The 25,595-nt window shown below is 61.0% G+C and carries 21 protein-coding genes; 9 read left to right on the forward strand and 12 right to left on the reverse strand.

Annotation, left to right across the window (positions count from 1 at the left end):
• The first annotated feature begins 33 nt into the window (after positions 1-33).
• Positions 34-1,188, forward strand: a complete 1,155-nt coding sequence (gene coaD / locus ACQ4W6_RS08245; protein ID WP_436566696.1) for a pantetheine-phosphate adenylyltransferase — start codon at positions 34-36, stop codon at positions 1,186-1,188.
• On the opposite strand, the gene ACQ4W6_RS08250 is transcribed toward coaD, so the two are convergent.
• The 5 genes from ACQ4W6_RS08250 to ACQ4W6_RS08270 all read right to left on the reverse strand — a co-directional run bounded on the left by ACQ4W6_RS08250 (position 1,185) and on the right by ACQ4W6_RS08270 (position 6,753).
• Positions 1,185-1,790 (reverse strand): 2-hydroxychromene-2-carboxylate isomerase, encoded by a 606-nt coding sequence (locus ACQ4W6_RS08250; RefSeq protein WP_436566697.1) that lies wholly within the window; start codon positions 1,788-1,790, stop codon positions 1,185-1,187. The two genes, coaD and ACQ4W6_RS08250, sit on opposite strands and share 4 nt — an antisense overlap.
• Before the next feature lie 149 nt (positions 1,791-1,939).
• Complete coding sequence (locus ACQ4W6_RS08255; RefSeq protein WP_436566698.1) at positions 1,940-2,821, reverse strand: NADPH-dependent F420 reductase; 882 nt, start codon at positions 2,819-2,821, stop codon at positions 1,940-1,942.
• Complete coding sequence (locus tag ACQ4W6_RS08260; protein ID WP_436566699.1) at positions 2,709-3,152, reverse strand: MarR family winged helix-turn-helix transcriptional regulator; 444 nt, start codon at positions 3,150-3,152, stop codon at positions 2,709-2,711. The genes ACQ4W6_RS08255 and ACQ4W6_RS08260 overlap by 113 nt, the downstream gene beginning before the upstream one ends.
• A 219-nt stretch (positions 3,153-3,371) precedes the next feature.
• The gene (locus ACQ4W6_RS08265; RefSeq protein WP_436566700.1) at positions 3,372-5,774 is read right to left on the reverse strand and encodes a TonB-dependent receptor plug domain-containing protein; all 2,403 of its coding nucleotides are present in this window, start codon (positions 5,772-5,774) and stop codon (positions 3,372-3,374) included.
• Between the two features lie 175 nt (positions 5,775-5,949).
• Positions 5,950-6,753, reverse strand: coding sequence for a PhzF family phenazine biosynthesis protein (locus ACQ4W6_RS08270; protein WP_436566701.1), 804 nt, complete (start codon positions 6,751-6,753; stop codon positions 5,950-5,952).
• Positions 6,754-6,852: 99 nt separating this feature from the next.
• Here ACQ4W6_RS08270 and ACQ4W6_RS08275 point away from each other — a divergent pair, with 99 nt between their 5' ends.
• Together ACQ4W6_RS08275 and ACQ4W6_RS08280 are read left to right on the forward strand one after the other, a co-directional pair.
• Positions 6,853-10,014, forward strand: coding sequence for an error-prone DNA polymerase (locus ACQ4W6_RS08275; protein WP_436566702.1), 3,162 nt, complete (start codon positions 6,853-6,855; stop codon positions 10,012-10,014).
• 39 nt (positions 10,015-10,053) lie between these two features.
• On the forward strand, positions 10,054-10,533 hold the full coding sequence (locus tag ACQ4W6_RS08280) for a GNAT family N-acetyltransferase (protein WP_436566703.1): 480 nt from the start codon (positions 10,054-10,056) through the stop codon (positions 10,531-10,533).
• Positions 10,534-10,566: 33 nt separating this feature from the next.
• Here ACQ4W6_RS08280 and ACQ4W6_RS08285 read toward each other — a convergent pair whose 3' ends face one another.
• Together ACQ4W6_RS08285 and ACQ4W6_RS08290 are read right to left on the reverse strand one after the other, a co-directional pair.
• Entirely contained in the window at positions 10,567-11,976 is a 1,410-nt protein-coding gene (locus ACQ4W6_RS08285) for an FAD-binding oxidoreductase (RefSeq protein ID WP_436566704.1), read from the reverse strand.
• A gap of 171 nt (positions 11,977-12,147) precedes the next feature.
• A complete protein-coding gene (locus ACQ4W6_RS08290) occupies positions 12,148-12,555 on the reverse strand; it encodes a PRC-barrel domain-containing protein (RefSeq protein ID WP_436566705.1) in 408 nt (135 codons plus the stop codon).
• 244 nt (positions 12,556-12,799) lie between these two features.
• Between ACQ4W6_RS08290 and pyrG the strand changes: the two genes are divergently transcribed.
• From pyrG to ftsB, 3 genes are all read left to right on the forward strand, one after another.
• Positions 12,800-14,452 carry a CTP synthase gene (gene pyrG, locus ACQ4W6_RS08295; RefSeq protein ID WP_436566706.1) on the forward strand — a complete coding sequence of 551 codons (1,653 nt, stop codon included), beginning with the start codon at positions 12,800-12,802 and terminating at the stop codon, positions 14,450-14,452.
• A 141-nt stretch (positions 14,453-14,593) separates the two neighbouring features.
• On the forward strand, positions 14,594-15,877 hold the full coding sequence (gene eno, locus ACQ4W6_RS08300; protein ID WP_436566707.1) for a phosphopyruvate hydratase: 1,284 nt from the start codon (positions 14,594-14,596) through the stop codon (positions 15,875-15,877).
• Between the two features lie 51 nt (positions 15,878-15,928).
• A complete protein-coding gene (ftsB, locus tag ACQ4W6_RS08305; RefSeq protein WP_436566708.1) occupies positions 15,929-16,252 on the forward strand; it encodes a cell division protein FtsB in 324 nt (107 codons plus the stop codon).
• Positions 16,253-16,895: 643 nt separating this feature from the next.
• Here ftsB and ACQ4W6_RS08310 read toward each other — a convergent pair.
• The 5 genes from ACQ4W6_RS08310 to ACQ4W6_RS08330 form a co-directional block, all read right to left on the reverse strand.
• Positions 16,896-17,165, reverse strand: a complete 270-nt coding sequence (locus ACQ4W6_RS08310) for a hypothetical protein (RefSeq protein ID WP_436566709.1) — start codon at positions 17,163-17,165, stop codon at positions 16,896-16,898.
• A 152-nt stretch (positions 17,166-17,317) separates the two neighbouring features.
• A complete protein-coding gene (locus ACQ4W6_RS08315; RefSeq protein WP_436566710.1) occupies positions 17,318-18,460 on the reverse strand; it encodes a glycerophosphodiester phosphodiesterase in 1,143 nt (380 codons plus the stop codon).
• The gene (locus tag ACQ4W6_RS08320; RefSeq protein WP_436566711.1) at positions 18,460-20,871 is read right to left on the reverse strand and encodes a TonB-dependent receptor; all 2,412 of its coding nucleotides are present in this window, start codon (positions 20,869-20,871) and stop codon (positions 18,460-18,462) included. The genes ACQ4W6_RS08315 and ACQ4W6_RS08320 overlap by 1 nt, the downstream gene beginning before the upstream one ends.
• Positions 20,872-21,050: 179 nt before the next feature.
• The gene (gene hslO / locus ACQ4W6_RS08325; RefSeq protein ID WP_436566712.1) at positions 21,051-22,031 is read right to left on the reverse strand and encodes an Hsp33 family molecular chaperone HslO; all 981 of its coding nucleotides are present in this window, start codon (positions 22,029-22,031) and stop codon (positions 21,051-21,053) included.
• Positions 22,032-22,035: 4 nt separating this feature from the next.
• Complete coding sequence (locus ACQ4W6_RS08330) at positions 22,036-22,560, reverse strand: gamma carbonic anhydrase family protein (protein ID WP_436566713.1); 525 nt, start codon at positions 22,558-22,560, stop codon at positions 22,036-22,038.
• Between the two features lie 226 nt (positions 22,561-22,786).
• Between ACQ4W6_RS08330 and ACQ4W6_RS08335 the strand changes: the two genes are divergently transcribed.
• From ACQ4W6_RS08335 to htpX, 3 genes are all read left to right on the forward strand, one after another.
• Positions 22,787-23,662, forward strand: coding sequence for an alpha/beta fold hydrolase (locus ACQ4W6_RS08335; RefSeq protein ID WP_436566714.1), 876 nt, complete (start codon positions 22,787-22,789; stop codon positions 23,660-23,662).
• Positions 23,663-23,752: 90 nt separating this feature from the next.
• Positions 23,753-24,586 carry a 3',5'-nucleoside bisphosphate phosphatase gene (locus ACQ4W6_RS08340; protein ID WP_436566715.1) on the forward strand — a complete coding sequence of 278 codons (834 nt, stop codon included), beginning with the start codon at positions 23,753-23,755 and terminating at the stop codon, positions 24,584-24,586.
• Between the two features lie 108 nt (positions 24,587-24,694).
• Positions 24,695-25,582 carry a protease HtpX gene (gene htpX / locus ACQ4W6_RS08345; RefSeq protein WP_436566716.1) on the forward strand — a complete coding sequence of 296 codons (888 nt, stop codon included), beginning with the start codon at positions 24,695-24,697 and terminating at the stop codon, positions 25,580-25,582.
• The last annotated feature ends 13 nt before the right edge of the window (positions 25,583-25,595 follow it).

The raw sequence follows: 25,595 nt of genomic DNA on the forward strand, positions 1-25,595 counted from the left end.
AAAATCAAGCAAAATCAATGAACGGAGCGCAGCATGCAGAAGATCGGCTTTTCAGGCACCCTCGACCCCATCACCAACGGCCACATGTGGGTGATCGGCGAAGCGCGTTCGCTCGCCGACGAGGTGATCGTCTTCCTGTCGCAAAACCCCGCCAAGAAGCCCCAGTTCCCCGCCGAAGACCGCAAGCGCATCATCGAGCAGAGTGCGCGCGAGTGCGGCTGGGATAATGTGGAGGTGGTCATCGTCAAGGGCGACTACACGGCGCGCGCGGCGAAAAAGCACGGCTGCGACTACCTGATACGGGGCATCCGCACGACGGCCGATTTCGACTATGAAAACCTGATCCAGCAAACCAATGTGGATGTGCTGCAGGGCGCCAAGACCATCTTTGTGATGCCGCCGCGCGACTTAGGCTCCGTCAGCTCCAGCTTCGTCAAGGCGCTGGAAGGTCCCGTGGGCTGGAACTGGACCATGAAGAAATTCGTCCCCGGCCCCGCCTACCAGGCCTGGATACTCGACTGCCTGCGCAAGGAGTGGCAAGCGCTGTGGAACTACACCACCGTTTCGGAGGCCGACATCGCCCTGTTTGATCACTGGTTCGCCCACCTGACAGGGCCGCAGGCGTATGGCGGCTTTGATCGCCACTATCACAACCTCGACCACCTGGTGCACGGCTTGTCGGAAATTCGCGTCTGGGCCGACAATACCTATGCCTCGCAACGCGACAGCGCGCTGGTGAAAAAAGCCTTCTGGTTCCACGACGCCGTCTACAGCCACGACGAAGACGCGCTGTATTCCAGCGAAGAGGCCAGCGCCCAGCTGTGGCTGGCCAGCGGCCTGGACGCGGGCGACAACGCTGATGTAGCGCAATTGATACGCGCCACCGACCATTTCCAGGGCCCCGGCATCAGCCACGCGCTGAAAGACACCATGCTGAGCGCCGACCTGGCCATCCTGGGCCAGGACGACGAGGTGTATCAAGCCTACACGCACGCCATCGGCCGCGAATACGCGCATGTAGACCCGGTGCGCTTCAAGCAGCAGCGCGGCCAGGCCTTGCAGCATTTATGTGGCAAGGCGCAGGCGGGGCAGCTGTTTGGCGATGCGTATTTTGCCAACCAGTATAACGAGCGGGCGATTGAGAACATGCAGAAAGAAATCGCGGTGCTGGCGGGCGGCTGCGTTTAAGGGCTGGCGTTCGCCGCATGCAGCAGCGCATCATCGAGCCGGTCATTGCCCCAGAATAGTTCTCCCGCGCAGATGAAGCTGGGCGCGCCGAACAGGCCCTGCGCTTGCGCCTGCTGCGTCTGGCGGCGCAGGCGCAGCTTGTTGTCCTGTGTCAAAGCCAGGGCCAGGATGGCGGGCGCTTCCAGCCCCAGCCCGATCAATACCGCGCTGACCGCGTCAACGTTGTCGATATCGCGGTCGGCGGCAAAATTCATCGTCATCATGCGCTGCGCAAACGGCGCGATCCAGCCCTGGTCTGCGCCGATCATGGCGACGCGCATGGGCAGCAGGGCCGTGCGGGGAAAGCTGCTGGGCTGGCGCCACGGCAAGCCGTATTTAGCGCACTGGCGTGCCATGTCGCGCCAGGTGTAGTCGCCCTTGCGCTGTTGCAGCACGAACGGTGATGTTTCCCAGCCCAGTTCCTTGAAGAGCACGCCCAGCAAAAAGGGCTTCCAGAGGATTTTGACCTCCCTTTCACGCGCAAGTTCCTCGATGCGCATGGCGCTCAGGTAGCTGTAGTTGCTGCCGAAATCGAACCAGAATTCCAGTGTGGCCGGGGGCATGGCATCGCTTTCATGATGGTGACGCAGATTGCATCTTACATGGATGGCAAACGCGTTACAGTGCCAGGGGCCGCTACCGGCCAATAGCAGACGGTCGCTAGTTTGACCACTATGCAATGGTGCCTTTCAGAAACCACTCTTCAGTCCGTTCAAGCAGTGACAGCCCGGTTTCGCATGACCATATCGTCGTGCGTCAACTTGCCATAACCCGCCATGAACTCCTTGATCAGCATTTCGCGATTCGTCGGAGCGCGCGCTTTGTCGGCAGTCGCCAGCGCAGATGCCAGCTCGTCGGAAGTCAGTTCCGTGCAATAAGCCGGGGTGCCGGGCTGCTGTCGCCAGGATTCGGCGAGCGTGCCAGCGTCCAGCGCGTCGAACCCGGTAATCCTCACAAGCTGCATGGCTATTTCTTTCGCTTTTGCGTCGTCACCCGCGACTGGAACGGCAATGCGTGCGGGCGAGCTTTCCGGCTTGCCATTCTCCGAAAAGGTGTGGGACAGCACTGCATTCCATGCCTTGATGACAGGCCGGCCAATTTGTTCGCTCACCCACACGCTTTCGGGTTTTCCGTGATCGACTTCGCCGATCGCGCCATCGCGGAAAGGGTAGTAGTTCGATGTATCGATGACAACGACTCCTGTTGGAACACGACTGAAAAGGTCAGCCAGGTCGGCATACTTCGCGAAGGGAATGGATAGCACAATCACGTCAACGTCATCCACCGCCTGTTCCTTGCTGACGGCGGCAACCCCGAGGTCACGGGCAAGGTCGCGGATCGTTTCCGGTCCTCTCGAATTGGCCAACTTCACATCGTGACCGCTAGCGGCAAGTTTTTTTGCAACGGTTGCACCAATATTGCCGGCGCCGATAATTCCGATCTTCATATGAATATTCTCCATGGGTTGTTGAGTGCGACGCTCAGTCGTTAGGGGGACGTGCGAGTACGTCAAGTGTGTTGCGCAGTTCGGCCAAGCCAGTATCGGTGAACTGGCAGGCGGTATTGATCTTGTCGGTGACGCCCCAGACCTCATTGCGCATGGCTTGCGCCGCATCAGTAAGGTTGATGAGAACACGCCGTTCGTCGGCTGGATCGCGTATCCGTGTGACCATACCGGATACTTCAAGGCGCTTGAGCAGGGGTGTGATCGTGCCGGTGTCCATATCGAGCTTTGTCCCCAACTCTCCCACGGACCTCGGCGCGCTGTTGAAAAGATCGAGCACCACAAGGTATTGCGGAAAGGTTAGCCCAAACGGTTCGAGGAGGGGCTTATGCAGCCGTGCCATGCGATTGGCGGCGCCGTAGAGTGCGAAGGAAATTTGCTGGCCTACCTCGCGGCGAGCGTCAGATCTGGTCTTGCTCATGAGTTTTCCTAGTGCACTAGTATCTAGTGCGCTAGACTATATCATTGATGCTTGTTTCACGCACAAGGCCGCTGTTTACAGGTAGGCCATTTAAGCGCTCAGCAAGGGCCGCTTTGGGACGCAAGCAGCCTCTCATCAAGCTCCCGCTATGACGACAGCTGAAAAGAACAGCGGCTGCCGATGTTGGCGCAGCCGCAGACACTGATACTGGACGTCAGCTTAAAACTTCACCCACAGCCGCCCGAAGTACGACGCGCCATTCAGGCCGAACTGCACGCTGTCGTACTTGAAACCGTTGTCCGTTTCGTCCGCGTTCTGCGTGGTGGGCTTGACGTTGAAGATGTTGTTGCCGCCGAAAGTGATCTTGGTGTTTTTGTTAATGCTGTAGGTGAAGCTCAGATCGGCCGAGGTCTTGGCTGCATAGCGGGCGTTGGGTACGCCTTCGGCCGTGCCGCTGAAGGTACCCAGGGTTTGCGGGCCAAAGTAGATGATGCGCAAGTCGGACTCCAGCTTGCCCGTGATGTAGTCGAAACCCAAGGTGGCTTTCGCGCGCGGGCCGCCCTGCTCGATGAACAGGCGTTCGCGTTCGGACAGCAGCACGTCTTCAAAGCCGGTCAGCGAAGCCGGCGTCTTGACTTTCGTCACTTCCGTCTTGCTCAGATTTAAAGCCAGGAAGGTGTTCAGGCGGTTGCCGGCCAGCTCGCCCTTGTGCGAAGCTGTCAGGTCCAGGCCGCGCGTGCGCGTGTCGATGGAGTTGACGAAAAATTGCGCTTCGCCCACGCCCAGCAGGGCCAGGCGCGCCGCCAGGTCCGGGTAATTGTCGGCATTGAAGCGGCCTGACAGCACGATGCGGTCCTTGATCTTGATGTTGTACAGGTCGGCCGTCACGGAAATGGCTTGCGTCGGCGTCCAGGTGGTGCCGAAGGTAAAGCTGGTGGATTTTTCTTCCTTCAGTTTCGGGATGCCGGCCGCATTGGCCACCGCGCCGCCGTTGGGCGCCAGCACCACGTCGGTGGGTACGCCGCCGATGAAGTCCGTGAAGGTGGACGAGAAATACACTTGCTGCAACGATGGCGCGCGGAAACCCGTGCTGGCCGAGCCGCGCAGCAGCACGTTAGTCGCCACCTTGTAGCTGGCGGCCAGCTTGCCCGTCACGGTGGAGCCGAAATCGCTGAACTTCTCGTAGCGCAGGGCCGCTTGCGTTTTCAATCGATTCGTCCACTCCAGTTCCACGTCGCCATAGGCGGCGATGCTGTGGCGTTTGGCCTTGATGGCGTCGCCGGGCTGGAAGCCGGGGAAGCCCTGGCTGCCCGCGTTGCCGCCCACGCCCACGCCGTCCGCGTCGCTGTAGGAGCCCGGTTCGCCGGCCATGATCTTGTATTGCTCGCTGCGGTATTCGGCGCCGAAGGCCACGTTCATGCCGCTCATCACTGTGTCGTAATAACGGCTGAAATCGGCGTTGCTGGTCAGTTGCTGGAACGAGAAGCCGCCCGCGTCAAAGCTGCTGGCGCTGACACCCTTGCCGCCATTCAATAAATCGAGGTTGGCGATGGAGGCGTTCAGGGTATGGCTGATGTCGTAGCGCATCTTGTTGTAGCCATAGGTTTGCGAGAAATCTGCATGCCATTCGCCGATCTGGCTGCGGTGGCCGAGGGTGGCGTACTGGTCGTCGATCTTGCCGTTGATGAAAGGCACGAAGCCGTCCGGGTACATGGCGGCCGAGTTGCGCGATGGAATGTCGTCGCTGCCGATGCCGCCCCGGCCGAACGCGGCGCTGGACGCGTCGCGCGTCTGCACACCGGCCGTGAAGTACAGCTTGCCGGTGGCGCTGGTGGCGTAGTCGCCATTCACATACAGCGTCTTGTTTTGCGACTTGGTATCGCCGATGATGCGCATGCTGTCCGCGTCGGCGCGGTTCGAGCGGCCCCGGTCCAAGTATTCGCCCGTGATGGCGATGACGCCTTTGTCGCCCAGCGCGATGCCGCAGTAGGCCGAGGTCAGGTAATTCTTGCCATCGCCTTCCGAATACTGGCTGTAGCCGGCCACCGCTTCGCAGCCCAGGCTTTTCTTCAGTTCAATGTCGATCACGCCGGCAATGGCGTCCGAGCCGTACTGGGCGGCGGCGCCGTCGCGCAGCACTTGCACGTTCTTGATCGCCAGCAAGGGAATCGCATTCATGTCCGTGCCCGTGTTGCCGCGGTTGCGCGCGCCGAACAGGTTGACCAGGGCCGTCGTGTGGCGCCGCTTGCCGTTGACCAGCACCAGCGTCTGGTCGGAACCGAGGCCGCGCAGGGCGGCAGAATCGATCAGGTCGGCGCCGTCGGCGCCCGTCTGGCGGGTGGAGTTGAACGAGGGCGAGATGTATTGCAGCGATTGCGCCAGGTCGAATTGTCCGCCTTGCTCGGCCACTTTGGAAATGGGAATGATATCGACCGGCACCATGGTGTCCGTGGCAGAACTGGCGACGCGGCGCGAGCCGACCACGCTGACCGTTTGCACGGGGCCCTCCGAGGCCGCCGGGTCATTGCTCTGCGCCATGGCGGTGGGGCTGAAGGCGGCCAGGGCGGCGCTGCCGTACAGGCTGATGAGGACTGCTTTACGCAAGGTAGTGAGGGTCGGCACGCAGTATCTCCAAGTGGTATGGTCATTATTTCTCACTCGATTCTAGTGCCATCATTTCATTATTCACCAGCGATACTTTGTTTTGTTATTACAAATTCCTGGTAACTGTTGTTTCCTGGTTGATTATCTTTTTCTCACCTGTTTACTTGCCTTGCGCTGGTGCGCCATGCCCCATTCAGGTGCTGCTTTGCACCATGCCGCCCACCCAGATTTTCCCTTCGCCTGGCGACGTTTGCACCTGGATCAAACAAGGTTGCTGCGTCACGTGGCCCTGATGCAGGCTCAGCGATTGTTGCAAGTGCCATGCCAGCGCGCCCGCCGCCACGCCCGTGGCGCTGTCTTCCTGTGCGGGATCGGGGTGGTTGAAGTTACGCCCCTCGTACTCGTTCTCGCCGATGCGGCAATATGCATAGCAGCCGCTGACCTGATGCAAGGCGCTCCAGTCGGCGATCAATTCCAGGTTCGGCCGCAGCGCGCGCAGGGTGGTGCGGTCGGCCACTTCCAGCAGCAGCTTCGGGCTGCCGACGGAGGCGATGATGGGTGGCGACAGCAAGTGCATGTGCTGGCCCATCAGTTCCGACGCGATATACCGCTCGATGGTCAGTGCTGGTGCCGGCTGTGGTGACAGGCCAATAAATAATCCATTCGACAGGCCTGCTTCGCGCCGCACCAGTTGCAATGTTTGCCCGCGCATGGCGGTCGTGACCGTCAGCGTAGCCGGTGCGCCGGGCGCCGTCAGCAGCACATGCGTGGCCGCCAGGGTGGCGTGCAGGCACAGCGGACTGCGCGTGTGCGGATAAAAATAGTCGAGCACGATACTGCCATCCGCTTGCCGGTCGATGAAGACGCAGGCGCTGACCTGGCGCTCGCGGGCAAAGCGCTGGCGCTCAGTCTCGCTCGCGTGGTTATTTTCCACCACCAGGGCGGGATTGCCGCCGCCGGCTTCGGCGCCGAAACATTTTAAAAGGTGAACGGTCATGGTGAGCGGTGGGAAAAGGTAAAACCTCAGCATAAACGATAAGCGCGATGCCATATGCGTATAATATACTGTGTTTATATACAGTTATTGAGGTAGATCATGGGGGGCGCAGTCTTACCCGAGTATGCTGAGTTGTACTGCTTGAGCAACTTCAGCTTTTTGCATGGCGCCTCGCATGCGCAGGAACTGGTGGCGCGCGCCGTCCAGCTCGGTTACCACGCGCTGGCCATCACGGACGAGTGTTCGCTGGCCGGCGTGGTGCGCGCCCATGCGACGGCCAAGCGGGCCGGTTTCCCCTTGATTATCGGCGCGCATTTTCACCTGACGCAGGCCGATGGCAGGGCGCCCTTGTCCTTGCTGGCGCTGGTGCAGGACCGTGAAGGCTATGGCAATTTGTCGGAACTGATCACCATGGCGCGCACGCGGGCGGCCAAGGGGCGCTACCTGCTGACGCCGGACGATTTCGCCGCGCCGTCGCCCGAGTTTGCCCATTTGCAAGGTTTGCCGGGCTGTCTGATGATCTTGCTGCCCAGTTACCCGGCCCAGCCCGGCACCTTGCGCGCGCAAGGGGCGTGGATGGCCGCCACCTTTGGCAGCGGGCGCAGCTGGGTGGGCCTGAATTTGCTGCAGCGGGCGCAGGATCACGCGCACCGCCTTGCCGTGCAGGAAGCGGGCGAGGCGCAGGGCTTGCCCGTGGTGGCCGTCGGCCACGTGTGCATGCACGTGCGTTCGCGCAAGCCCCTGCTCGACACCCTGTGCGCCATTCGCGTGGGTAAACCCGTGGGCGAGTGCGGCTATGCGCTGGCGCAAAACGCGGAGCAGCATCTGCGCGCGCGCTTGCGCCTGGCCAATGTGTATCCGCCGCAGGCGCTGGCGGAAACCGTGCGCATCGCGGGGATGTGCACATTTTCACTCGATACCTTGCGCTATGACTATCCCGACGAACTGGTGCCGCAGAAGCATACGCCGGCAACTTATTTGCGCCAGGAAACGTATGCGGGCGCACGCATGCGCTTCCCCTTGGGCATCCCGGCCAATGTGCTGCAGCAGATCGAGCATGAGCTGGAACTGATCGCCGATCTGTCCTACGAAGCCTATTTTTTGACCGTGTATGACATCGTGCGCTTTGCCCGTTCGCAAAACATCCTGTGCCAGGGGCGGGGCTCGGCGGCCAATTCGGCCGTCTGCTATTGCCTGCACATCACGGAAGTGGACCCGGCGCGCGGCAATTGCCTGGTCGAGCGCTTCATGTCGCGCGAGCGCAACGAGCCGCCCGATATCGACGTTGATTTCGAGCACCAGCGGCGCGAGGAAGTGATTCAATATATCTACGCGAAATACGGGCGCGAGCGTGCTGCGCTGGCGGCCGTGGTGATCAGCTACCGGCCGAAAAGCGCCTTGCGCGATAGCGGCCGGGCGCTGGGCGTCGACTTGGCCATCGTGGAAAAAGTGACCAAGGCGCATCGCTGGTTCGACGGCAAGCACGACTTATTGAACCGCCTGGCCGAATGCGGGCTCGACCCGCAAGCACCGCTGTCGCAGCAGTGGGCCAGCCTGGCGCAGCAGCTGCTGGGCTTTCCGCGCCACCTGTCGCAGCATCCGGGCGGCTTTGTCATCGCGCAAGGCAAATTGTCGCGCCTGGTGCCGATTGAAAACGCCACCATGGCGGGGCGCAGCGTCATCGAGTGGGACAAGGATGACCTGGAAGAACTGGGCTTGATGAAGGTCGACGTGCTGGCGCTGGGCATGCTGTCGGCCCTGCGCCGCGCGCTGGAGCTGGTCAGTGTGCGGCGCGGCGAAGAATTCCGTTTGCAGGATATCCCTGCGGAAGACCCGGCCACCTACGACATGATGTGTCTGGCCGACACCATCGGCGTGTTCCAGATCGAGTCGCGCGCGCAGATGAGCATGTTGCCGCGTTTGCGCCCGCGCCAATTCTATGACCTCGTCATCGAAGTGGCGCTGGTGCGCCCCGGCCCCATCCAGGGCGGCATGGTGCATCCGTATCTGCAGCGGCGCCAGCAGAAGGAAGCCGTGGTGTATCCGAAGGGACTGGAAAAGGCGCTGGGGCGCACGCTGGGCATCCCGATCTTCCAGGAGCAAGTGATGCAGGTGGCCGTCATCGCCGCCGATTTCACGCCCGGCGAAGCGGACCAGCTGCGGCGCGCCATGGCAGCCTGGAAACGCAAGGGTGGCATGAACAATTATCAGGAACGTATCGTCGAGGCGATGGTCAAAAATGAGTATGACCGGAAGTTCGCGGAAGCCATCTTCAGCCAGATCGAAGGTTTTGGCGAATACGGCTTTCCCGAATCGCATGCGGCCAGCTTCGCGCTGCTGACGTATGCCAGTTCCTGGCTGAAATGCCACGAACCGGCCGTCTTTCTGTGCGCCTTGCTCAACAGCCAGCCCATGGGTTTTTACAGCCCCTCGCAACTGGTGCAGGATGCGCGCCGCCATGGCGTGCAAGTGCTGCCCGTCGATGTGGCCGTCAGCGGCTGGGAAGCGAAGTTGGAAGCGAAGTTGGAAGGGACACTGGAAGGGCCGTGCCCTGAGCCGGCCGTGCGCCTGGGCTTGAACAGCCTGTTCGGCATGCGTGCAGAGACGGCCCAGCGCATCGAGGATGCGCGCGCCATCGCCCCCTTCGTGGACGTGGCCGACCTGGCGCGCCGTGGCGGCCTGGATCGGCATGACTTGCAGGTTCTGGCCGCCGGCAACGCGCTGCACGCGCTGGCCGGCCACCGCCGCGAAGCGTTGTGGCAAGCGGCCGGCGCCGTGCCCGACAAGGATCTGTTGCGTTGCACCACGCCAGAGGAAGACTTGCCCGTGCTGGCGGCCCCCACGGAAGGCGAAAGCATCGTCAGCGACTACCGTGCGCAGGGCCTGACTCTGGGGCGCCATCCGCTGGCGCTGCTGCGCAAGCAGTTGCTGGAACAGCGCTTCCTGCCTGCGTCCGCCCTGGCCAGCTACACGGATGGCCAGCTGGCGCGCGCCTGCGGCATCGTCACCGTGCGCCAGCGCCCGGGCACGGCCAAGGGCGTCATCTTCATGACGCTGGAAGACGAGACGGGCACGGTGAACGTCATCGTCTGGCCGGACCTGGTGGAAAGCCAGCGCCGTGAAGTGCTGAGTGCGCCGCTGCTGGGCGTGTACGGCGTGTGGCAGCGGGAAGGCATCGTGCGCAACCTGGTGGCCAGGCGCCTGGTCGACATGTCGCACCTGCTGGGGCGCTTGAGGACGAGCAGCCGCGATTTTTGCTGAGGGTTGTATCTTTTAGCAAGGGCATAGCATGATTTACGCATGACAACCTTGCCCATCATCACCCTGCGTCCCGCCTTGGTTGCCGACGCGCCCGCCCTCGTCGCCCTGATCGATGATCTGATGCCTTTCCTGACCCTGTGCCCGGACGGCGCGGGGGCGGAAAAGTTCATCGAACATTGCCGCCAGCCCGCCATCGAAGGCTATCTGTCGCTGCCCAATTACGCCTATCAACTGGCGCATGTCGATGGCGCGTTGGCCGGCGTGGTGGCCATGCGCGACAACACGCATCTGTTCCACATGTTCGTGCCGCGCGCGCTGTACCGGCGCGCCATGGCGCGCCGTTTGTGGCAGGCAGCCCGCGATGCCGCGCTGGCCAGGGGCAATACAACGGGTTTTACGGTGAATTCCTCCGTGTACGCCTTGCCCCTGTATGCAAGCCTGGGTTTTACGCCCACCGGGCCGCGCGTGGAGGAGGGCGGCATCGCCTTCGTGCCGATGCGCAGAGAGTTGAATAATTAACCCCGGCAGTTGTTTTGGGGTGGCTTTAGATGATTACCAGCGCACGATCTTCCCCGGATTCATGATGTTCTTCGGGTCCAGCGCGTGTTTCAGCGCGCGCATGGTGTCGATGGCGCCTTCTCCATGTTCTTCCACCAGGAAAGCCATCTTGTGCATGCCCACGCCGTGCTCGCCCGTGCAGGTGCCGTCCATGCCGATGGCGCGCGTGACCATGTCGCTGTTGACCTTTTCCGCGCGCGCAATGTCCGCCGGATCATTCGGGTCGACCAGCATTTGCACGTGGAAATTGCCGTCGCCCACGTGGCCGATGATGGCGTAGACCAGGCCTTGCGCTTCGCAATCTGCCTTGGTGGCCAGGATGCATTCGGCCAAGCGGGAAATGGGCACGCAGCAATCGGTGGAAATGGCGCGGCTGCCGGGGCGCAGTTGCAGCAGGGCAAAATACGCGTTGTGGCGCGCGGCCCACAGGCGCGAGCGATCCTCGGGGCGGCTGGCCCACTCGAAATCGCTGGCGCCGTGTTCCGCCGTGATGGCTTGCACCAGTTGCGCCTGCTCGGCCACGCTCGCCGGCGTGCCGTGGAATTCAAACAGCAGCAGCGGCTTTTCCGGCAGCGCCAACTTGTCATAGGCATTGATGGCTTTGACGCCGTTTTCATCGAGAAACTCGACCCTGGCCACGGGCACGCCCATCTGGATGGTCTGGATCACGGCGTTGACGGCCTCGCCCGTGCCGGGAAACGAGCAGACGGCAGCCGATATCGCTTCCGGCAGCGGGTACAGTTTCACCGTCACTTCCGTGATGATGCCCAGCGTGCCTTCGCTGCCGACGAAGAGGCGCGTCAGGTCGTAGCCGGCCGAGGACTTTTTCGCCCGCGTGCCCGTCTTGATGGTGCGCCCGTCGGCCGTCACCACCGTCAAGGCCAGCACGTTTTCGCGCATCGTGCCGTAGCGCACGGCATTCGTGCCCGAGGCGCGCGTGGCGGCCATGCCACCCAGGGACGCGTTGGCGCCCGGGTCGATGGGGAAGAACAGGCCCGTGTCGCGGATTTCATCATTTAATTGCTTGCGCGTCACGCCCGCTTGCACGGTGGCCGTCAAGTCTTCACTATGCACTGCTACCATCTGCTTCATTTGAGATAGATCAATGGTCACGCCGCCATGCAGGGCCAGCACGTGGCCTTCGAGCGAGGTACCGCTGCCGTAGGCGATGATGGGTACGTCGTGCGCGCTGCACAGCTTGACGGCCGCTGCCACTTCCTCGGTGGAATGGGCGAAGATGACGGCGTCGGGCAGCATGGGAGGGTAGCTCGACTCGTCGCGGCCATGCTGTTCGCGCATGGCTTGCGTCATGGAAAAACGGTCGGCAAAGATCAGGGAAAGTACGGCAGCAAGGGAGTCTGGCAGCGGTTTTTTCAGTGCCGCCAACTGGTCAGTATGGTTCACGCATGTCCTCCGTTTTTTTTCATTCTACTCTGTGCACGCATGGCCGGGGAGGCATGGGTTTTGCCAGTGGTAAAAGAGGAGGTGGTAAGGTTTGAATTGGCCTGAAAATAAAGCTGGGGCCAGACCCGGCGGGTCTGGCCCCAGGACTGGCCTCGGGCAATCGATACTTGTTTAGTATTCGCGCGGCGTCGTACCATAATAGGTATGGATGGCATTGGCCCACGTGGTATCGGCCATGTCCGGCCAGTTATCCGTATCGAAACCGGGGGCGTTTTCGATGCGCTCTTTGTCGACGTTGAGCGTAAAGCGCTTGTTGACGGTGTCGAGCAGCAGCGCTTCCCACGGCACGGCAAACAGCTTTTCGCCGATGGTAAATACGCCGCCGTGCGACATGACGGCGTAGGCGATCTTGCCGCTGCGCATGTCGAGCATGATTTCCTTGATGTCGCCCAAGTGTTCATCTCTGGCGTTGTGCACATGGTCGCCGATCAGGGTGTCTGCACCCATCAGTTCGGGGCCGGGGCCTTTGTGGCCGCGGTTGACATACATGCCGTAGGCGTCGCGTTCTTCGTAGCTCATGATGGACCTCCGTTGTAAAATGCCAGTCTGGGCGCAGGGCGCGGCAGGGTCTGTTCGCTCGCCCACACAAAATATGGAATTGAAAATATTTCAATTATTGCTACCGTGCATTTGTTGTGCGTAGACGGCAGGAGCGGGGGTGATAGTCGGCATTTGGCGCAAATTTCCGTGCGCGGGGAGCGCCGGGGGCAGGCTTTAGTGTATAATTTCAATTTCCCGCACGTGCCGTTCGGCACCATCTGCAATGACCAAATTTGTCTTCGTCACTGGTGGCGTTGTGTCTTCCCTTGGAAAAGGGATTGCCGCCGCCTCTCTCGCCGCGATCCTCGAATCGCGCGGCCTTAAAGTCACCATGCTCAAGCTCGACCCGTATATCAACGTCGATCCTGGCACGATGAGCCCTATGCAACACGGTGAAGTTTTCGTCACCGATGACGGGGCCGAAACCGACCTCGACCTCGGTCACTACGAGCGCTTCATCTCCACCCGCATGAAAAAGGTGAATAACTTCACCACTGGCCAGATCTATGAATCGGTGATCCGCAAGGAACGCCGGGGCGAATATCTGGGCAAGACCGTGCAGGTGATTCCTCACATCACCAATGAAATCCAGGATTACATCCGCCGTGGCGCCGAAGGCTACGACGTGGCCCTGTGCGAAATCGGCGGCACCGTCGGCGATATCGAATCGTTGCCATTCCTGGAAGCGGCGCGCCAGCTGAGCTTGCGCGCCGGCCGCAAGAACACGGCTTTCATCCACCTGACCCTGGTGCCTTACATCGCCTCGGCCGGTGAGTTGAAAACCAAGCCGACGCAGCATTCGGTGCAAAAGCTGCGCGAAATCGGCATCATGCCGAACGCGCTGCTGTGCCGCGCCGACCGCGCCATTCCGGAAGACGAGCGCGCGAAAATTTCGCTGTTCTCGAACATCGAGGAAGACGCCGTCATTTCCGTGTGGGACGTCGACACCATCTACAAGGTGCCGCAAATGCTGCACGACCAGGGCCTCGACAAGATCATCTGCGAAGCGCTGGACCTCGATCCGGCACCGGCCGACCTGTCGGTCTGGAGCAAGCTGATCTACACGCTCGAGCATCCGAAGGCAGAAGTGACCGTCGGCATGGTTGGCAAGTATGTCGAGCTGACCGAGTCGTACAAGTCGCTGATCGAAGCGCTGCGCCACGCTGGCATACACACGGAAAGCCGCGTCAACATCGAGTACATCGATTCGGAAGAAATCGAAACGACGGGCTGCGATGGCCTGGCCAAGTACGATGCCATCCTGGTACCGGGCGGCTTCGGCAAGCGCGGCGTGGAAGGCAAGATCAAGGCGGCCCAGTTCGCCCGTGAAAACAAGATCCCTTACCTGGGCATCTGCCTGGGCATGCAAGTGGCACTGATCGAATACGCGCGCAACAAGGCTGGCATGCCGAACGCGAATTCGACTGAGTTCGACCTAGATACGGATCAACCTGTCGTTGCACTGATCAATGAGTGGCAAAACCACGATGGTAAAGTCGAGTTGCGCGATGAAAACTCGGACCTGGGCGGTACCATGCGCCTGGGCGCGCAGACCTGCGCCGTCAATCCGGGCACCCTGGCAGCCGAGATCTACGGCAGCGTGGTGACCGAGCGTCACCGCCACCGCTACGAAGCCAATAACCACTACCTGGCCCGCGTCGAAGCGGCAGGCATGATCGTGTCGGCCCGCACGCCGAGCGAAGACTTGTGCGAAATCATGGAATTGCCACGCACGGGCGACAATGCCCACCCATGGTATATGGGCGTGCAGTACCATCCTGAGTTCAAGTCGACGCCACGCACTGGCCATCCGTTGTTTACCTCGTTCATCAAGGCGGCGCTGGCGCACAAGGAAGCCAACGCGGCCGCGCAATAACGCGGGTCGATAGCGACAGTATTACCTGAAAGAATGCTCCCGGCCTGCCTGTTCTGCGCCGGGAGTTTCTTTACCCACTTTGTGCAATTGCGCATCAGAACGCAGTGTGCAGCCCTGTTACGCTTAACTTTGGAGAATGACATGAGTGCTATTGTTGATATTATCGGTCGCGAGATCCTGGACTCGCGCGGCAACCCTACCGTCGAATGCGACGTGTTGCTGGAATCGGGCGTGATGGGCCGCGCTGCCGTACCGTCGGGTGCCTCGACCGGTTCGCGCGAAGCCGTGGAATTGCGCGATGGCGATGCCAAGCGCTACTTCGGCAAAGGCGTGCTGCAAGCATGCGAAAACATCAATACCGAAATCTCCGAAGCCATCATGGGCCTGGACGCCAATGAACAGGCTTTCCTGGATCGCACCTTGATCGACCTGGACGGCACGGAAAACAAATCGCGCCTGGGCGCCAACGCCATCCTGGCCGTCTCCATGGCTGTTGCCAAGGCTGCCGCTGAAGAAGCGGGCTTGCCGCTGTACCGCTATTTCGGCGGTTCGGGCGCCATGCAGATGCCAGTGCCGATGATGAACGTCATCAATGGTGGCGCGCACGCCGACAACAACCTGGACATCCAGGAATTCATGATCATTCCCGTGGGCGCGCCGTCGTTCAAGGAAGCGGTACGCTATGGTGCCGAAGTATTCCACACGCTGAAAAAGATCCTGCACAAGAAGGGTCTGAACACCAACGTTGGTGACGAAGGCGGTTTCGCGCCATCGCTGGCGAACCACGAAGAAGCCATCAAGCTGATCATCCAGGCCATCGAAGAAGCTGGCTACGAGCCAGGCACGCAGATCGCCATCGGCCTGGACTGCGCAGCGTCCGAGTTCTACAAGAACGGCAAGTATGAGCTGGAAGGCGAAGGCCTGAGCCTGACCGCCACCGAGTTCACCAACCTGCTGGCGACCTGGTGCGACAAGTATCCGATCATCTCGATCGAAGACGCGATGCATGAAGGCGACTGGGACGGCTGGGCGATCCTGACGGCGGAACTGGGCAAGAAAGTGCAACTGGTCGGCGACGACCTGTATGTCACCAACACCAAGATCCTGAAAGAAGGCATCTCGAAGGGCATCGCCAACTCGATCTTGATCAAGATCAACCAGATCGGCACCCTGACGGAAACTTTCGCCGCCATCGAAATGGCCAAGCGCGCCGGTTACACGGCCGTCATTTCGCACCGCTCGGGCGAAACGGAAGATTCGACCATCGCCGACATCGCTGTCGCTACCAACGCCCTGCAGATCAAGACCGGCTCGATGTCGCGTTCGGACCGCATGGCCAAGTACAACCAGCTGCTGCGTATCGAAGAAGACCTGGGCGACGTTGCCAGCTACCCTGGCCGCGATGCGTTCTATAATCTGAAGTAATATCCACTGGCCGGCCGGAGAGATCCGGCCGGTTTTTTAATTGACGACCCCATGCGCCTGATTACGCTCGCCCTGGCAGCCTTGCTGCTGTTGATCCAACTTCCCCTCTGGCTGGGTAAAGGCGGCTGGCTGCGTGTCGCCGACATGGAAGCGCAAGTGGCGGTGGCCAACAAGAAGAATGTGGAATTGAAGGCGCGTAACGCCAAGCTCGAATCCGAAGTGCGCGACCTGAAGGACGGCACTGGCGCGGTCGAGGAGCGTGCCCGCTATGAGCTGGGCATGGTCAAACAGAATGAGATTTTCGTGCAGATCGTGCGCAAGGGCCAGACCCCGCCACTGCTGGAAACGCCGGTGGACGCTGCTGCGCCACACTAATTACTCGTACTACCTACTATTCCCACTTGCCAGCCTGGACCGATTGCCAGGCTGACATATCCCATCTTTATTACTAACTTGTACTGTGCTGCACACGGCTGAGCGCATGGCGCTGTGCTGTCAATGCTGCTTGTTGCCAGCTGATCAGAAACGGGCCTTGCCGGTCGAGATCAGGTAAAAATGGATGCTGGTGACCACGGCAGCTACGCCGATCAGCACAGTTTCGAGAAACATCATGAGATTCCTTGTAATTGCTTATAGATAGTTAGTGTAAAAAACGTCCAGGGCGAGGCCACGGAGCGTAGTGTTCAGTCAGCGCAAAAAAACGTCCAGGGCCAGCGCCAAGCCGAAGACAGTACGAAGGTAAGGCGAGGCGCAGGCAACGCCGCCATGGGCGTGGTGTTCAGTCAGCGCAAAAAACGTCCAGGGCGAGGCCACGGAGCGTAGTGTTCAGTCAGCGCAAAAAAAACGTCCAGGGCCAGGCGCCAAGCCGAAGACAGTACGAAGGTACGGCGAGGCGCAGGCAACGCCGCCATGGGCGTGGAGTTCAGTCAGCGCAAAAAAAACGTCCAGGGCCAGGCGCCAAGCCGAAGACAGTACGAAGGTACGGCGAGGCGCAGGCAACGCCGCCCTGGACGTTTTTTTAACCGCGCGAGGCCAGGAAGCGCAGCTCGGCTGCCAAGTTCGGCATCAGCTTCTCGTAGCGGTTCGCTTCCGAGTTCAGCAGGGCGAAATCGCGCTTGCTTGGACGCACGTAGCGCGGCTCTTCGGTGCTGGCGGCGATGACTTCTTTCTGTGCCAGTTCGCTGTATGGCTTGGAAGCAAGCAAGGCGCCCAGGAAGGCGCGCGTGGCGTGGCCAAGGTTGCTGAAATAGTTGTCGTTGTTGCTGTAGGTGTTAGTAAAAGTGGACATATGCCCTCCATGAATGGTCTGTTGTTGCATTGCACAATAATGGAGTTTGCAATATGCGTCCAATTTCAAATTCCAATTTCAGTAATTCAAGATATGAATAATAAGGGCGTAGCCGCTGGCTACACCCTGAAATTAAATGTGTTACGAAATGTTTATCCTGCCGCCAAACGCCCCAGGCCCGGGTCGTCGCTGAAAAAACCATCCAGTCCCGTCGCGATGTAGCGGCGCATTTCGGCCACGGAACCGGCCTCGTTGCGCGCATTTTCCCCGTTGCCGTCGCGGAAATCGGCCGCCAAGAAACGGTTTTCCGGGCGGAAGGTCCAGGTGTGCAGCAACAAGCCCGCCTGGTGCGCATCGTCGACTATTGTATTGGGCGCGGCCAGGCGTTGATCCTTGTCCAGCGCGATGACGCCCCGCGTAGGCGGTGCCACCACGTCGGCGTAGGCGGCGATGTCGCGCAGGCCTGCCGGCGTAATCATCTGCCCAAACGTGAGCTTGCCACCGGCCTTGGCCACGTCCATCGGGCGCACGTCGCCGCCCACCACCAGCTGCATCAGGCGTACATTCGCGCGCCGCCCCAGCTTCTCGCGCAGGTATTTCAAATTGGCCACTTCGAAGGACTGGATCTCGATCGGTGCACGGCGCGTGTACTCGTGCGCCAGCATGGTCGAGAGGAAACGGTCTTCCAGCGCCAGGCCCGCATCGCGGAAGTAGGTGGAACTTTTCAGCTCCGGCACCAGGCCGATGATGCGTCCGCTGGCGGCCGATTGCGCTGCAATAAAATCGATGATTTCCTCCCAGGTTGGGATCTGGAATTGTCCATCGTACAAGGTGTTGCCGGTGCGCACTTTTGGCAGCCGTTCGATGGCGCGCAGGGTTTTCAGTTCGGCCAGGGTGAAATCGTCGACAAACCAGCCTTCGTGCCATTCGCCATCGACCCATTTCTTGCCGCGCCGGCTGGCAAACTCGGGCCGGTGCGCCACATCGGTGGTGTCGATCAGGTTGCTTTCATGGCGCGCCACCAGGATGCCATCGCGCGTGGCCACCAGATCCGGCTCGATGTAGTCGGCGCCGTCGAGTATCGCCTTGGCGTACGACGCCAGCGTATGCTCGGGGCGCAGGGCGCTGGCGCCCCGGTGGGCGAAGACCAGCGGACGCGACGGTGGCGTGGCCAGGAGGCCGGCGGCAAAGCCAGGCGCAGCAGCCAGGGCCAGTCCGCCGACGGCCGCCTGGACGAAGTTGCGGCGCGAGAAATGCCGTTGCGGCAGGGCGGGCTTGCCATGGACAGTGCGCATCAGAAATCCGCCGTCAAGGTCAAAAAGCCCTGGCGCGGCGCGATGGGGAAGGTGTTGTAGGTCTTGTCGGCCGCACCGACGACCACGTTCAGGGAGCCTTCGCGGTTGGCCAGGTTGCTGACGTTCACTCTCCAGCGGGGATTCTTCAGCCAGCTGGCCATGGCTGGCAGCTTGCCCGACACGCCCAGGCTCATCAGGAAATAGCTGGGTACGGACAAATCATTCGTGTACGTCGCGTAGCGCTTGCCCACATAGTCTCCAATCAGCTGGAATTCCACCTCGGAAAAGGTTGCCGAAGCAATAAATTTGTTCAGCCACTCTGGCGAACCCGGCACGTTCTTGCCTGCCGTCAGCACCAGTGCGGCGCCGTTGCTGTAATTGTCCGCGTACTGCGAGCGGTTGTACGACAGCGCATTGTAGAACGAGAAATTGTTGCCGAAGTGGACGGTGCCGGCGATATCGATGCCGTCCGTGCGCACGCTGCCCACGTTGGCCAGCACGGGGTTGCCGCCGATGATGGAGGAAATCACGGGCGTGGGGCTGATTTGCAGCAAACGGTTGCTGAAGTCGACATGGTAGACATTGACTTGTCCATCGATGGCGGTGATGGCGCCCAGGCTCAAAGGATGGCTGCCGCGCACGCCCACTTCATAGGTGAGCGCCGTTTCCGGCTTGGCGTCGCGCTTGAACAGGTCGAAGGCTGCCTGGCTCGACAAGCTCCACGGCGAGGCGCCGCCGCCGCCATAAGTGACGAACTGGCGCATGTTTTTCTGGATATTGAAATACAGCTGGTCTTGCGGCGTGAAGTCCCAGCGCGCGCCCACTTGCGGCAAAAACCATTTTTTCGTGTTGATGGTGCCGACCGGCAAGGCTGTCGAACCGCCCGAGATGGCGCCCACGGCCGGCTGCACGGGAAATTGGCCATCGGCAAACTGCAGGCTGGACTTGAAGCCGGCCTGCAGGGCGATATCGGCGCTGATGCGCCACTCATCCTGCAAGTGCAGCTGCACCACCTTGTTGTCGATCTCGCTGCCGTACTGCGTGATCAGGGGATTGCTGGGGCGGTCGTACGGCGAGGTGGGATTGTTGACGTCCAGCGCATACCAGCGGCGGTAGGCCGACGAGCGGTTTTGTTCCAGCCACAGGCCCGCCTCGATCTGATGCGCGCCGATTTCCTTGCGCAGGGTGGAAATGAAGCCGCCGCGCTTGATGTCGTATTCCGTGGTGCGCACGGCGTAGCCCGAATTGCCGAATACTTGCTTCAGGTTCTGGTTCGGGTAGTACACGCTGAACAGGCCCGGCAAGCCGGCCACGCCGATGGGGCCGGCCACCACGCCGGCGCCGTCATCCTTGTGGTAATACACCTGGTTGCTCCAAGTCATGCCTTCGGACAGGTTGGCGTCGAATTTGGCATAGGCCAGGTAGTCGGTGCGCTGCGCATCGCTGTAGTAATTGCGGTAATTATTACCATCAAGAGCCGGCGTGGCGCCCGTCGGCGACAGATAGTTGAGGGCCGCGCCAAAGTTGGGATACAGGAAGGGGCGCGTGTACGGTGCGCTCGTCTCGCCTTTCACGTGCACGGTGCTGTCCTCGTTCGGCTCGGTCTTGTCCGAGTAATTGAAGAACAGGGTCAGCTTGCCCGCCTCGCTGCGGTTGACGTACTTGGCGTTGAACTGGTCGCCGCCCTGGCGTGCATCGAAGTCCCAGGCGCGCGCTTCGTGGTGCAGGATGGAAACATAGGCGCTGCTGCCGTCGCCAAAGACGCCCGTATCATAGCGGGCAAAGGTGCGCGAGGTGCGGTGGCTGCCCACGGTCTGCTGCACGCTGGCACCTTGCGCGGCCAGCGGGTCGCTGGAATAGGTTTCGATGGTGCCGCCCAGGTTGCTCGTCGAGGCTGTGGCAAGGTCGCCCGCACCCGACGACAGCACCACGCTGCGCACGTTTTCACTGATGACGGCGCGCTGCGGCGACAAGCCGTTGTAGTTGCCGTACTGCTGGTCGCCCAGCGGCACGCCATCCATGGTGTAGCCAAGTTGCTGGCCGGAAAAGCCGTGCACGAACAGCGACAGGTTTTGCTCGTTGTTGCCCCACGGGTCGGCCGTCTGGAAGCTTACGCCAGGCAAGGTTTGCAGGGCTTTCAAGGGATTCGTGCCGGGCAGGATTTTCTGGATTTCATTCTTGCTCAGGGCAACGGACGAGCGCGTCTTGCGCGAGGAAATCTCCACGCTGGCCATCGGGGCGCTGTCGTCGGCAGCAGCAGCAGCAGCGGCCATCTCGGTGGTGGCGGAGGCCACGGCGGCGGCGACTGCCGTTTGCGCCAGCGCCGGCAGGGCCAGGCCTGCGGCGCAGGCGCCCAGCAAAACATGAAAGGAATGGCGGCGCAGGGCCAGCTTCAAGTGGGTATTCATCATCAGCCTGTGAAAAGTATTGGAAGTAATACAAGTTGCGCAGCGTAACGGCGCGCCATGACGGGCTGATGACGAACTGATGACGGGACGATGACAGGGGAAACAATTGCGCCGCCTGAAGGGCGGCGCGGGAGAATTATTGCGAAACTGTAATACTTGGCTGTAATACTTGGCTGTAATACTTAGTTGATGCTGGCTGCTGGGGGAATCAAAACCTCCGCCGGTGCATCGGTGATGAACAGCTGCGCGCAATCGACCTTGTCGAATTCATAATGCAGGCCGCAGAAATCGCAGTTCACGCCCACCTGGCCCACTTCGTCCAAGGTGCTGTTGACTTCTTCCTCGCCCAGCATCTTGAGCATATTGCCCACTTTTTCGCGGGTGCAGCTGCAATGGAAGCTCGGGTGCAGCGGCTCGAAGACGCGGATCGTTTCTTCCCAGAACAGGCGCTGCATCAGGGTCTCGATGTCGGTGGCGAGGATTTCTTCCTCTTTCAGGGTCGAGGCCAGCATCACGGCGCGGTGCCATGTGTCGAGCGCAGCTTCTTCCGAGATGGGCGTCGCTTCGGCCTTGCCGCCATGGTGCGGCAACTTTTGCAGCAGCAGGCCGCGCGAGACGGTGTCGTCCGTGGCCAGCCACAAACGCGTGTCGAGCTGTTCCGAACGCAGCATGTAGTTTTCGATGACGGTTGCCATGTCGTCGCCATCGAGCGGCACGATGCCCTGGTATGGCTGCTGGCCAGGCACCTTGTCGGCAGGGTCCAGGGTGATGATGAAGCGGCCCTTGCCCGTGGCGTTGAGCAATTGCGGCACGGTAGCGACTTCGGCAATGGTGGCGTCCGGGTCCAGCTTGGCGGTGGCGCGCAGGCGCAGATCGGAATCGCACTCGACCACCATCAGGCGCACGGGGCCGTCACCGTGGACCTGCATGATGATGGAACCGTTGAATTTCAGGTTGGCCGACAGCAGGGCGGCGGCAGCGACCATTTCACCGAGCACTTTTTTCACGGCCAGCGGATAGGCCTGGCGCGACACCACTTCCTGCCAGCTGTTCGATACGTCGATGAACTGGCCGCGCACGGCGGCGTTGTCGAAAATAAATTTTTGCAGGGTATCCTGGCCGGCGATGGCAGCGCTGACGGCGCCCGTGGTTTCAGTCGTCATTCTTTTATCCAATCTTCTTGAGTTGCGTATTAAATAGCTGGCCGCGTTGCACATAATTCACGGCGTTGCCTTGTAGCCTGGTGATATCGTCTGCCGTCAGGGTCCGCACGGCTTTCGCCGGCGAGCCGATGATCAGCATATTGTCTGGAAATTGCTTGCCTTCCGTGACCAGGGCGCCCGCGCCGACCAGGCAATTCTTGCCGATCGTCGCGCCGTTCAGGATCACAGCCTGGATGCCGATCAGGGCGCCATCGCCAATCGTGCACCCGTGCAACATTGCCTGGTGGCCGATGGTCACGTTCTGGCCGATGTCCAGCGGGTAGCCCGGGTCCGTATGCAGCACGGCGCCTTCCTGCACATTGCTGTTGGCGCCCACGGTGATGCGTTCGTTGTCGCCGCGGATGGTGGCGCCGAACCATACCGACGTGTTTTCGTGCAAGGTGACCTTGCCGATGACGTTGGCCGTGTCGGCGACAAAAGCGGAAGCATCAATCTGCGGCGCATCGGCGCCCAATTGGTAGAGTGTCATCGTTAGCCTGTGGCGGTAGTGGAAGCGCCGGGCACAGCCGGACGCGGAAGTTTTGCTCAGTTGCGCTATTTTACGCTGTTGGGAGGCAAGTCTTAACGCTACCGCCGATCAAGTATAATTAGCGAACGGTCGTACTTTTATCTGTGCATTGACTCAAGCACAGCACTACAGACACAGCATGTGGCGCCATCTGCGCCACTTTCAAGGCAGGTATCCGATGAAAAACATGAAACTTTCCCGTTCCGAATTTATCAGCATTCGCGGTGCGCGCACGCATGTGCGTCACTGGGGCCGCGAAGGCGCGCCTATCGTGTTCATGCTGCACGGCTGGATGGACGTGGCCGCCTCGTTCCAGTTCGTCGTCGACGAGCTGGACGGCGACTGGCACGTGATCGCGCCCGACTGGCGCGGTTTTGGCCTCAGCGACTACACGCAGTCCGACACCTACTGGTTCCCCGACTACCTGGCCGACCTGGACGCCATGCTGCTGCATTACTCGCCGGACGCGCCCGTCAACCTGTTGGGCCACAGCATGGGCGCCAACGTGGCGGGCCTGTACGCGGGCGTGCGCCCGGAACGGATTGCCAAATTTATCAATCTGGAAGGTTTCGGCATGATGGCAACCAAGCCGGAGCAAGCCCCTGGCCGCTATGCCAAGTGGCTCGACGAATTGCGCGAGCCACCCGTGATGCGCAGCTATCCCACGCAGAAGGCCGTGGCCGAGCGCCTGCAAAAGACCAATCCGCGCCTGCCCGACGAGCGCGCGGCGTTCCTGGCCGAGCACTGGTCGGCGCAGAATGAGGCGGGCGAGTGGGACATCATGGGCGATCCGCAGCACAAGCGCGTCAATCCCATCCTGTATCAGGTGGAAGAAGTGATGGCCAGCTGGCGCCGCATCACGGCGCCCGTGCTGTGGGTGGAGGCCGATGACACGAATATGTGGCAATGGATGGGGCCAAAGGCGCAGGCGCGCATCGAGATCGACCGCCGTTTGGGCTGTATCAAGGATGTGCGCTGCGAAATGATGGTGGATGCGGGCCATATGCTGCACCATGACCAGCCGCAAGCACTGGCGCGCCTGGTGGAAGCGTTTTTGGCGTGACGTGTGTGCGGAACGCTACTTCCTTATTTGACAAGCAGCGTACAATGAAAAATTCTTTCATGGTGAGCCCCTGCAGGGTATTGTTTTCGTATGCTTAAAGTCGACCTGCATTGTCATTCAAATATCTCCGACGGCGTGCTGACGCCCGCTGCCGTGGCCGCGCACGCACGCAAGGGCGGCGTCGATGTGTGGGCGCTGACCGACCACGATGAAGTGTCGGGCATCGGCGCCGCACGCGCCGCAGCGCTGGACCTGGGCATGCGCTTCGTGGCCGGTGTGGAAATTTCCATCACCTGGGCCGGCGAAACCGTGCACGTCGTCGGCTTGCAGCTCGATGAAAACAATCCGGCCCTGGTGCAAGGCTTGCACCAGACCCGCTCCGGGCGCGACGCGCGCGGGCGCGAGATCGCCCGCCAACTGGACCTGGCCGGCATCCCCGGCGCCTATGAGGGCGCGCTGAAATTTGTCGGCAACCCGGACCTCATGTCGCGCACGCATTTCGCGCGCTACATTGTTGAAACTGGGAAATGTGCGAACATCCCTGACGTGTTCAAGAAATACCTGTCGGAAGGCAAACCTGGCTACGTCGAGCACCGCTGGGCCACCCTGGCCGAAGCGGTCGGCTGGATACGCGGCGCCGGCGGCGTGGCCGTCATCGCCCATCCGGGCCGCTACCGTTTCAGCTACATGGCGCAAGGCGTGCTGTTCGATGAATTCAAGCAACTTGGCGGCGTCGGCATCGAAGTCGTCACGGGCAGCCATAGCCCGGACCAGTATCCGGAATACGCGCGCCTGGCCAACGATTACGGCTTCCTCGCCTCGCGCGGCACGGATTTCCATGCGCCGGGCGAGTCGCGCGTGGATTTTGCCATGCTGCCACCTTTACCGGCCAACGTCACCCCAATCTGGCACGACTGGTTCTAGGACACAGGCTGCAGCTGGCCTGCGCCTGCCGCGCGGGCTTGACATTTGCCGGCATATACTTATTTTTTCCTTATTCTTGTTATATATAGTCATCTGGAGCCATCGCCCATGAAACGTATCGTCCTCTTTATCGCCACCAACCTGGCCGTGATGCTGGTGTTGTCGCTCGTCCTCAGTTTGCTGGGCGTGGGCAATCCGGCGCGGGGCAGCACCCTGAACCTGGGCAGCTTGCTGGTGTTTTCGCTGGTGGTCGGATTCACGGGTTCGATTTTCTCCCTGCTGATCAGCAAACCGATGGCCAAGTGGAGCACGGGTGCGCGCGTGATCGACAATCCCACCTCGTCGACCGAGTTGTGGCTGGTCAATACCGTGCGTGCCTTGTCCGAGCGGGCCGGCATCGGCATGCCGGAAGTGGCCGTGTACGATGGCGACGCGAATGCCTTCGCCACGGGCGCGTTCAAGAATTCGGCGCTGGTGGCCGTCTCGACGGGCTTGCTGGAAAGCATGAATCGCGATGAAGTCGAAGCCGTGCTGGGCCATGAGATCGCCCACGTCGCCAATGGCGACATGGTGACCTTGACCCTGATCCAGGGCGTAGTCAATACCTTTGTCGTCTTCATGGCGCGCGTGGTGGGCTTCTTTGTCGACAACGTGCTGCTGAAAAATAACAACCGCGAAGGCGGCGGCCGCGGCATCGGTTATTTTGTCACGGTGATGGTGTGCGAAGTGCTCTTTGGCTTGCTCGCTTCCATCATCGTCGCCTGGTTTTCGCGCCAGCGTGAATTTCGCGCCGACGCCGGTTCGGCCAAGCTCCTGGGCAGCCCGACGCCGATGATGCATGCGCTGGCGCGCCTCGGCGGCGTGCCGCCGGGCGAATTGCCGCAATCGATGCAGGCACTGGGCATCAGCGGCGGCAAGGGTGGCTGGGGCGCGCTGTTTGCCACCCATCCGCCGCTTGAACAGCGTATCGCCGCGCTGCGCGGCATACAGTCATGATAACTTGTATCAA

It is taken from the genome of Janthinobacterium woesei, assembly GCF_051380875.1.
Classification (GTDB): domain Bacteria; phylum Pseudomonadota; class Gammaproteobacteria; order Burkholderiales; family Burkholderiaceae_D; genus Janthinobacterium.

Excerpts from the sequence above, each read along its gene's own strand:
- coaD (WP_436566696.1), top strand. The coding sequence starts at position 34 with ATGCAGAAGATCGGCTTTTCAGGCACCCTCGACCCCATCACCAACGGC.
- ACQ4W6_RS08250 (WP_436566697.1), bottom strand. The coding sequence starts at position 1,790 with ATGCCCCCGGCCACACTGGAATTCTGGTTCGATTTCGGCAGCAACTAC.
- ACQ4W6_RS08255 (WP_436566698.1), bottom strand. The coding sequence starts at position 2,821 with ATGAGGTCTGGGGCGTCACCGACAAGATCAATACCGCCTGCCAGTTCA.
- ACQ4W6_RS08260 (WP_436566699.1), bottom strand. The coding sequence starts at position 3,152 with ATGAGCAAGACCAGATCTGACGCTCGCCGCGAGGTAGGCCAGCAAATT.
- ACQ4W6_RS08270 (WP_436566701.1), bottom strand. The coding sequence starts at position 6,753 with ATGACCGTTCACCTTTTAAAATGTTTCGGCGCCGAAGCCGGCGGCGGC.
- ACQ4W6_RS08275 (WP_436566702.1), top strand. The coding sequence starts at position 6,853 with ATGGGGGGCGCAGTCTTACCCGAGTATGCTGAGTTGTACTGCTTGAGC.
- ACQ4W6_RS08280 (WP_436566703.1), top strand. The coding sequence starts at position 10,054 with ATGACAACCTTGCCCATCATCACCCTGCGTCCCGCCTTGGTTGCCGAC.
- ACQ4W6_RS08290 (WP_436566705.1), bottom strand. The coding sequence starts at position 12,555 with ATGAGCTACGAAGAACGCGACGCCTACGGCATGTATGTCAACCGCGGC.
- pyrG (WP_436566706.1), top strand. The coding sequence starts at position 12,800 with ATGACCAAATTTGTCTTCGTCACTGGTGGCGTTGTGTCTTCCCTTGGA.
- eno (WP_436566707.1), top strand. The coding sequence starts at position 14,594 with ATGAGTGCTATTGTTGATATTATCGGTCGCGAGATCCTGGACTCGCGC.
- ftsB (WP_436566708.1), top strand. The coding sequence starts at position 15,929 with ATGCGCCTGATTACGCTCGCCCTGGCAGCCTTGCTGCTGTTGATCCAA.
- ACQ4W6_RS08310 (WP_436566709.1), bottom strand. The coding sequence starts at position 17,165 with ATGTCCACTTTTACTAACACCTACAGCAACAACGACAACTATTTCAGC.
- ACQ4W6_RS08315 (WP_436566710.1), bottom strand. The coding sequence starts at position 18,460 with ATGCGCACTGTCCATGGCAAGCCCGCCCTGCCGCAACGGCATTTCTCG.
- ACQ4W6_RS08320 (WP_436566711.1), bottom strand. The coding sequence starts at position 20,871 with ATGATGAATACCCACTTGAAGCTGGCCCTGCGCCGCCATTCCTTTCAT.
- hslO (WP_436566712.1), bottom strand. The coding sequence starts at position 22,031 with ATGACGACTGAAACCACGGGCGCCGTCAGCGCTGCCATCGCCGGCCAG.
- ACQ4W6_RS08330 (WP_436566713.1), bottom strand. The coding sequence starts at position 22,560 with ATGACACTCTACCAATTGGGCGCCGATGCGCCGCAGATTGATGCTTCC.
- ACQ4W6_RS08335 (WP_436566714.1), top strand. The coding sequence starts at position 22,787 with ATGAAACTTTCCCGTTCCGAATTTATCAGCATTCGCGGTGCGCGCACG.
- ACQ4W6_RS08340 (WP_436566715.1), top strand. The coding sequence starts at position 23,753 with ATGCTTAAAGTCGACCTGCATTGTCATTCAAATATCTCCGACGGCGTG.
- htpX (WP_436566716.1), top strand. The coding sequence starts at position 24,695 with ATGAAACGTATCGTCCTCTTTATCGCCACCAACCTGGCCGTGATGCTG.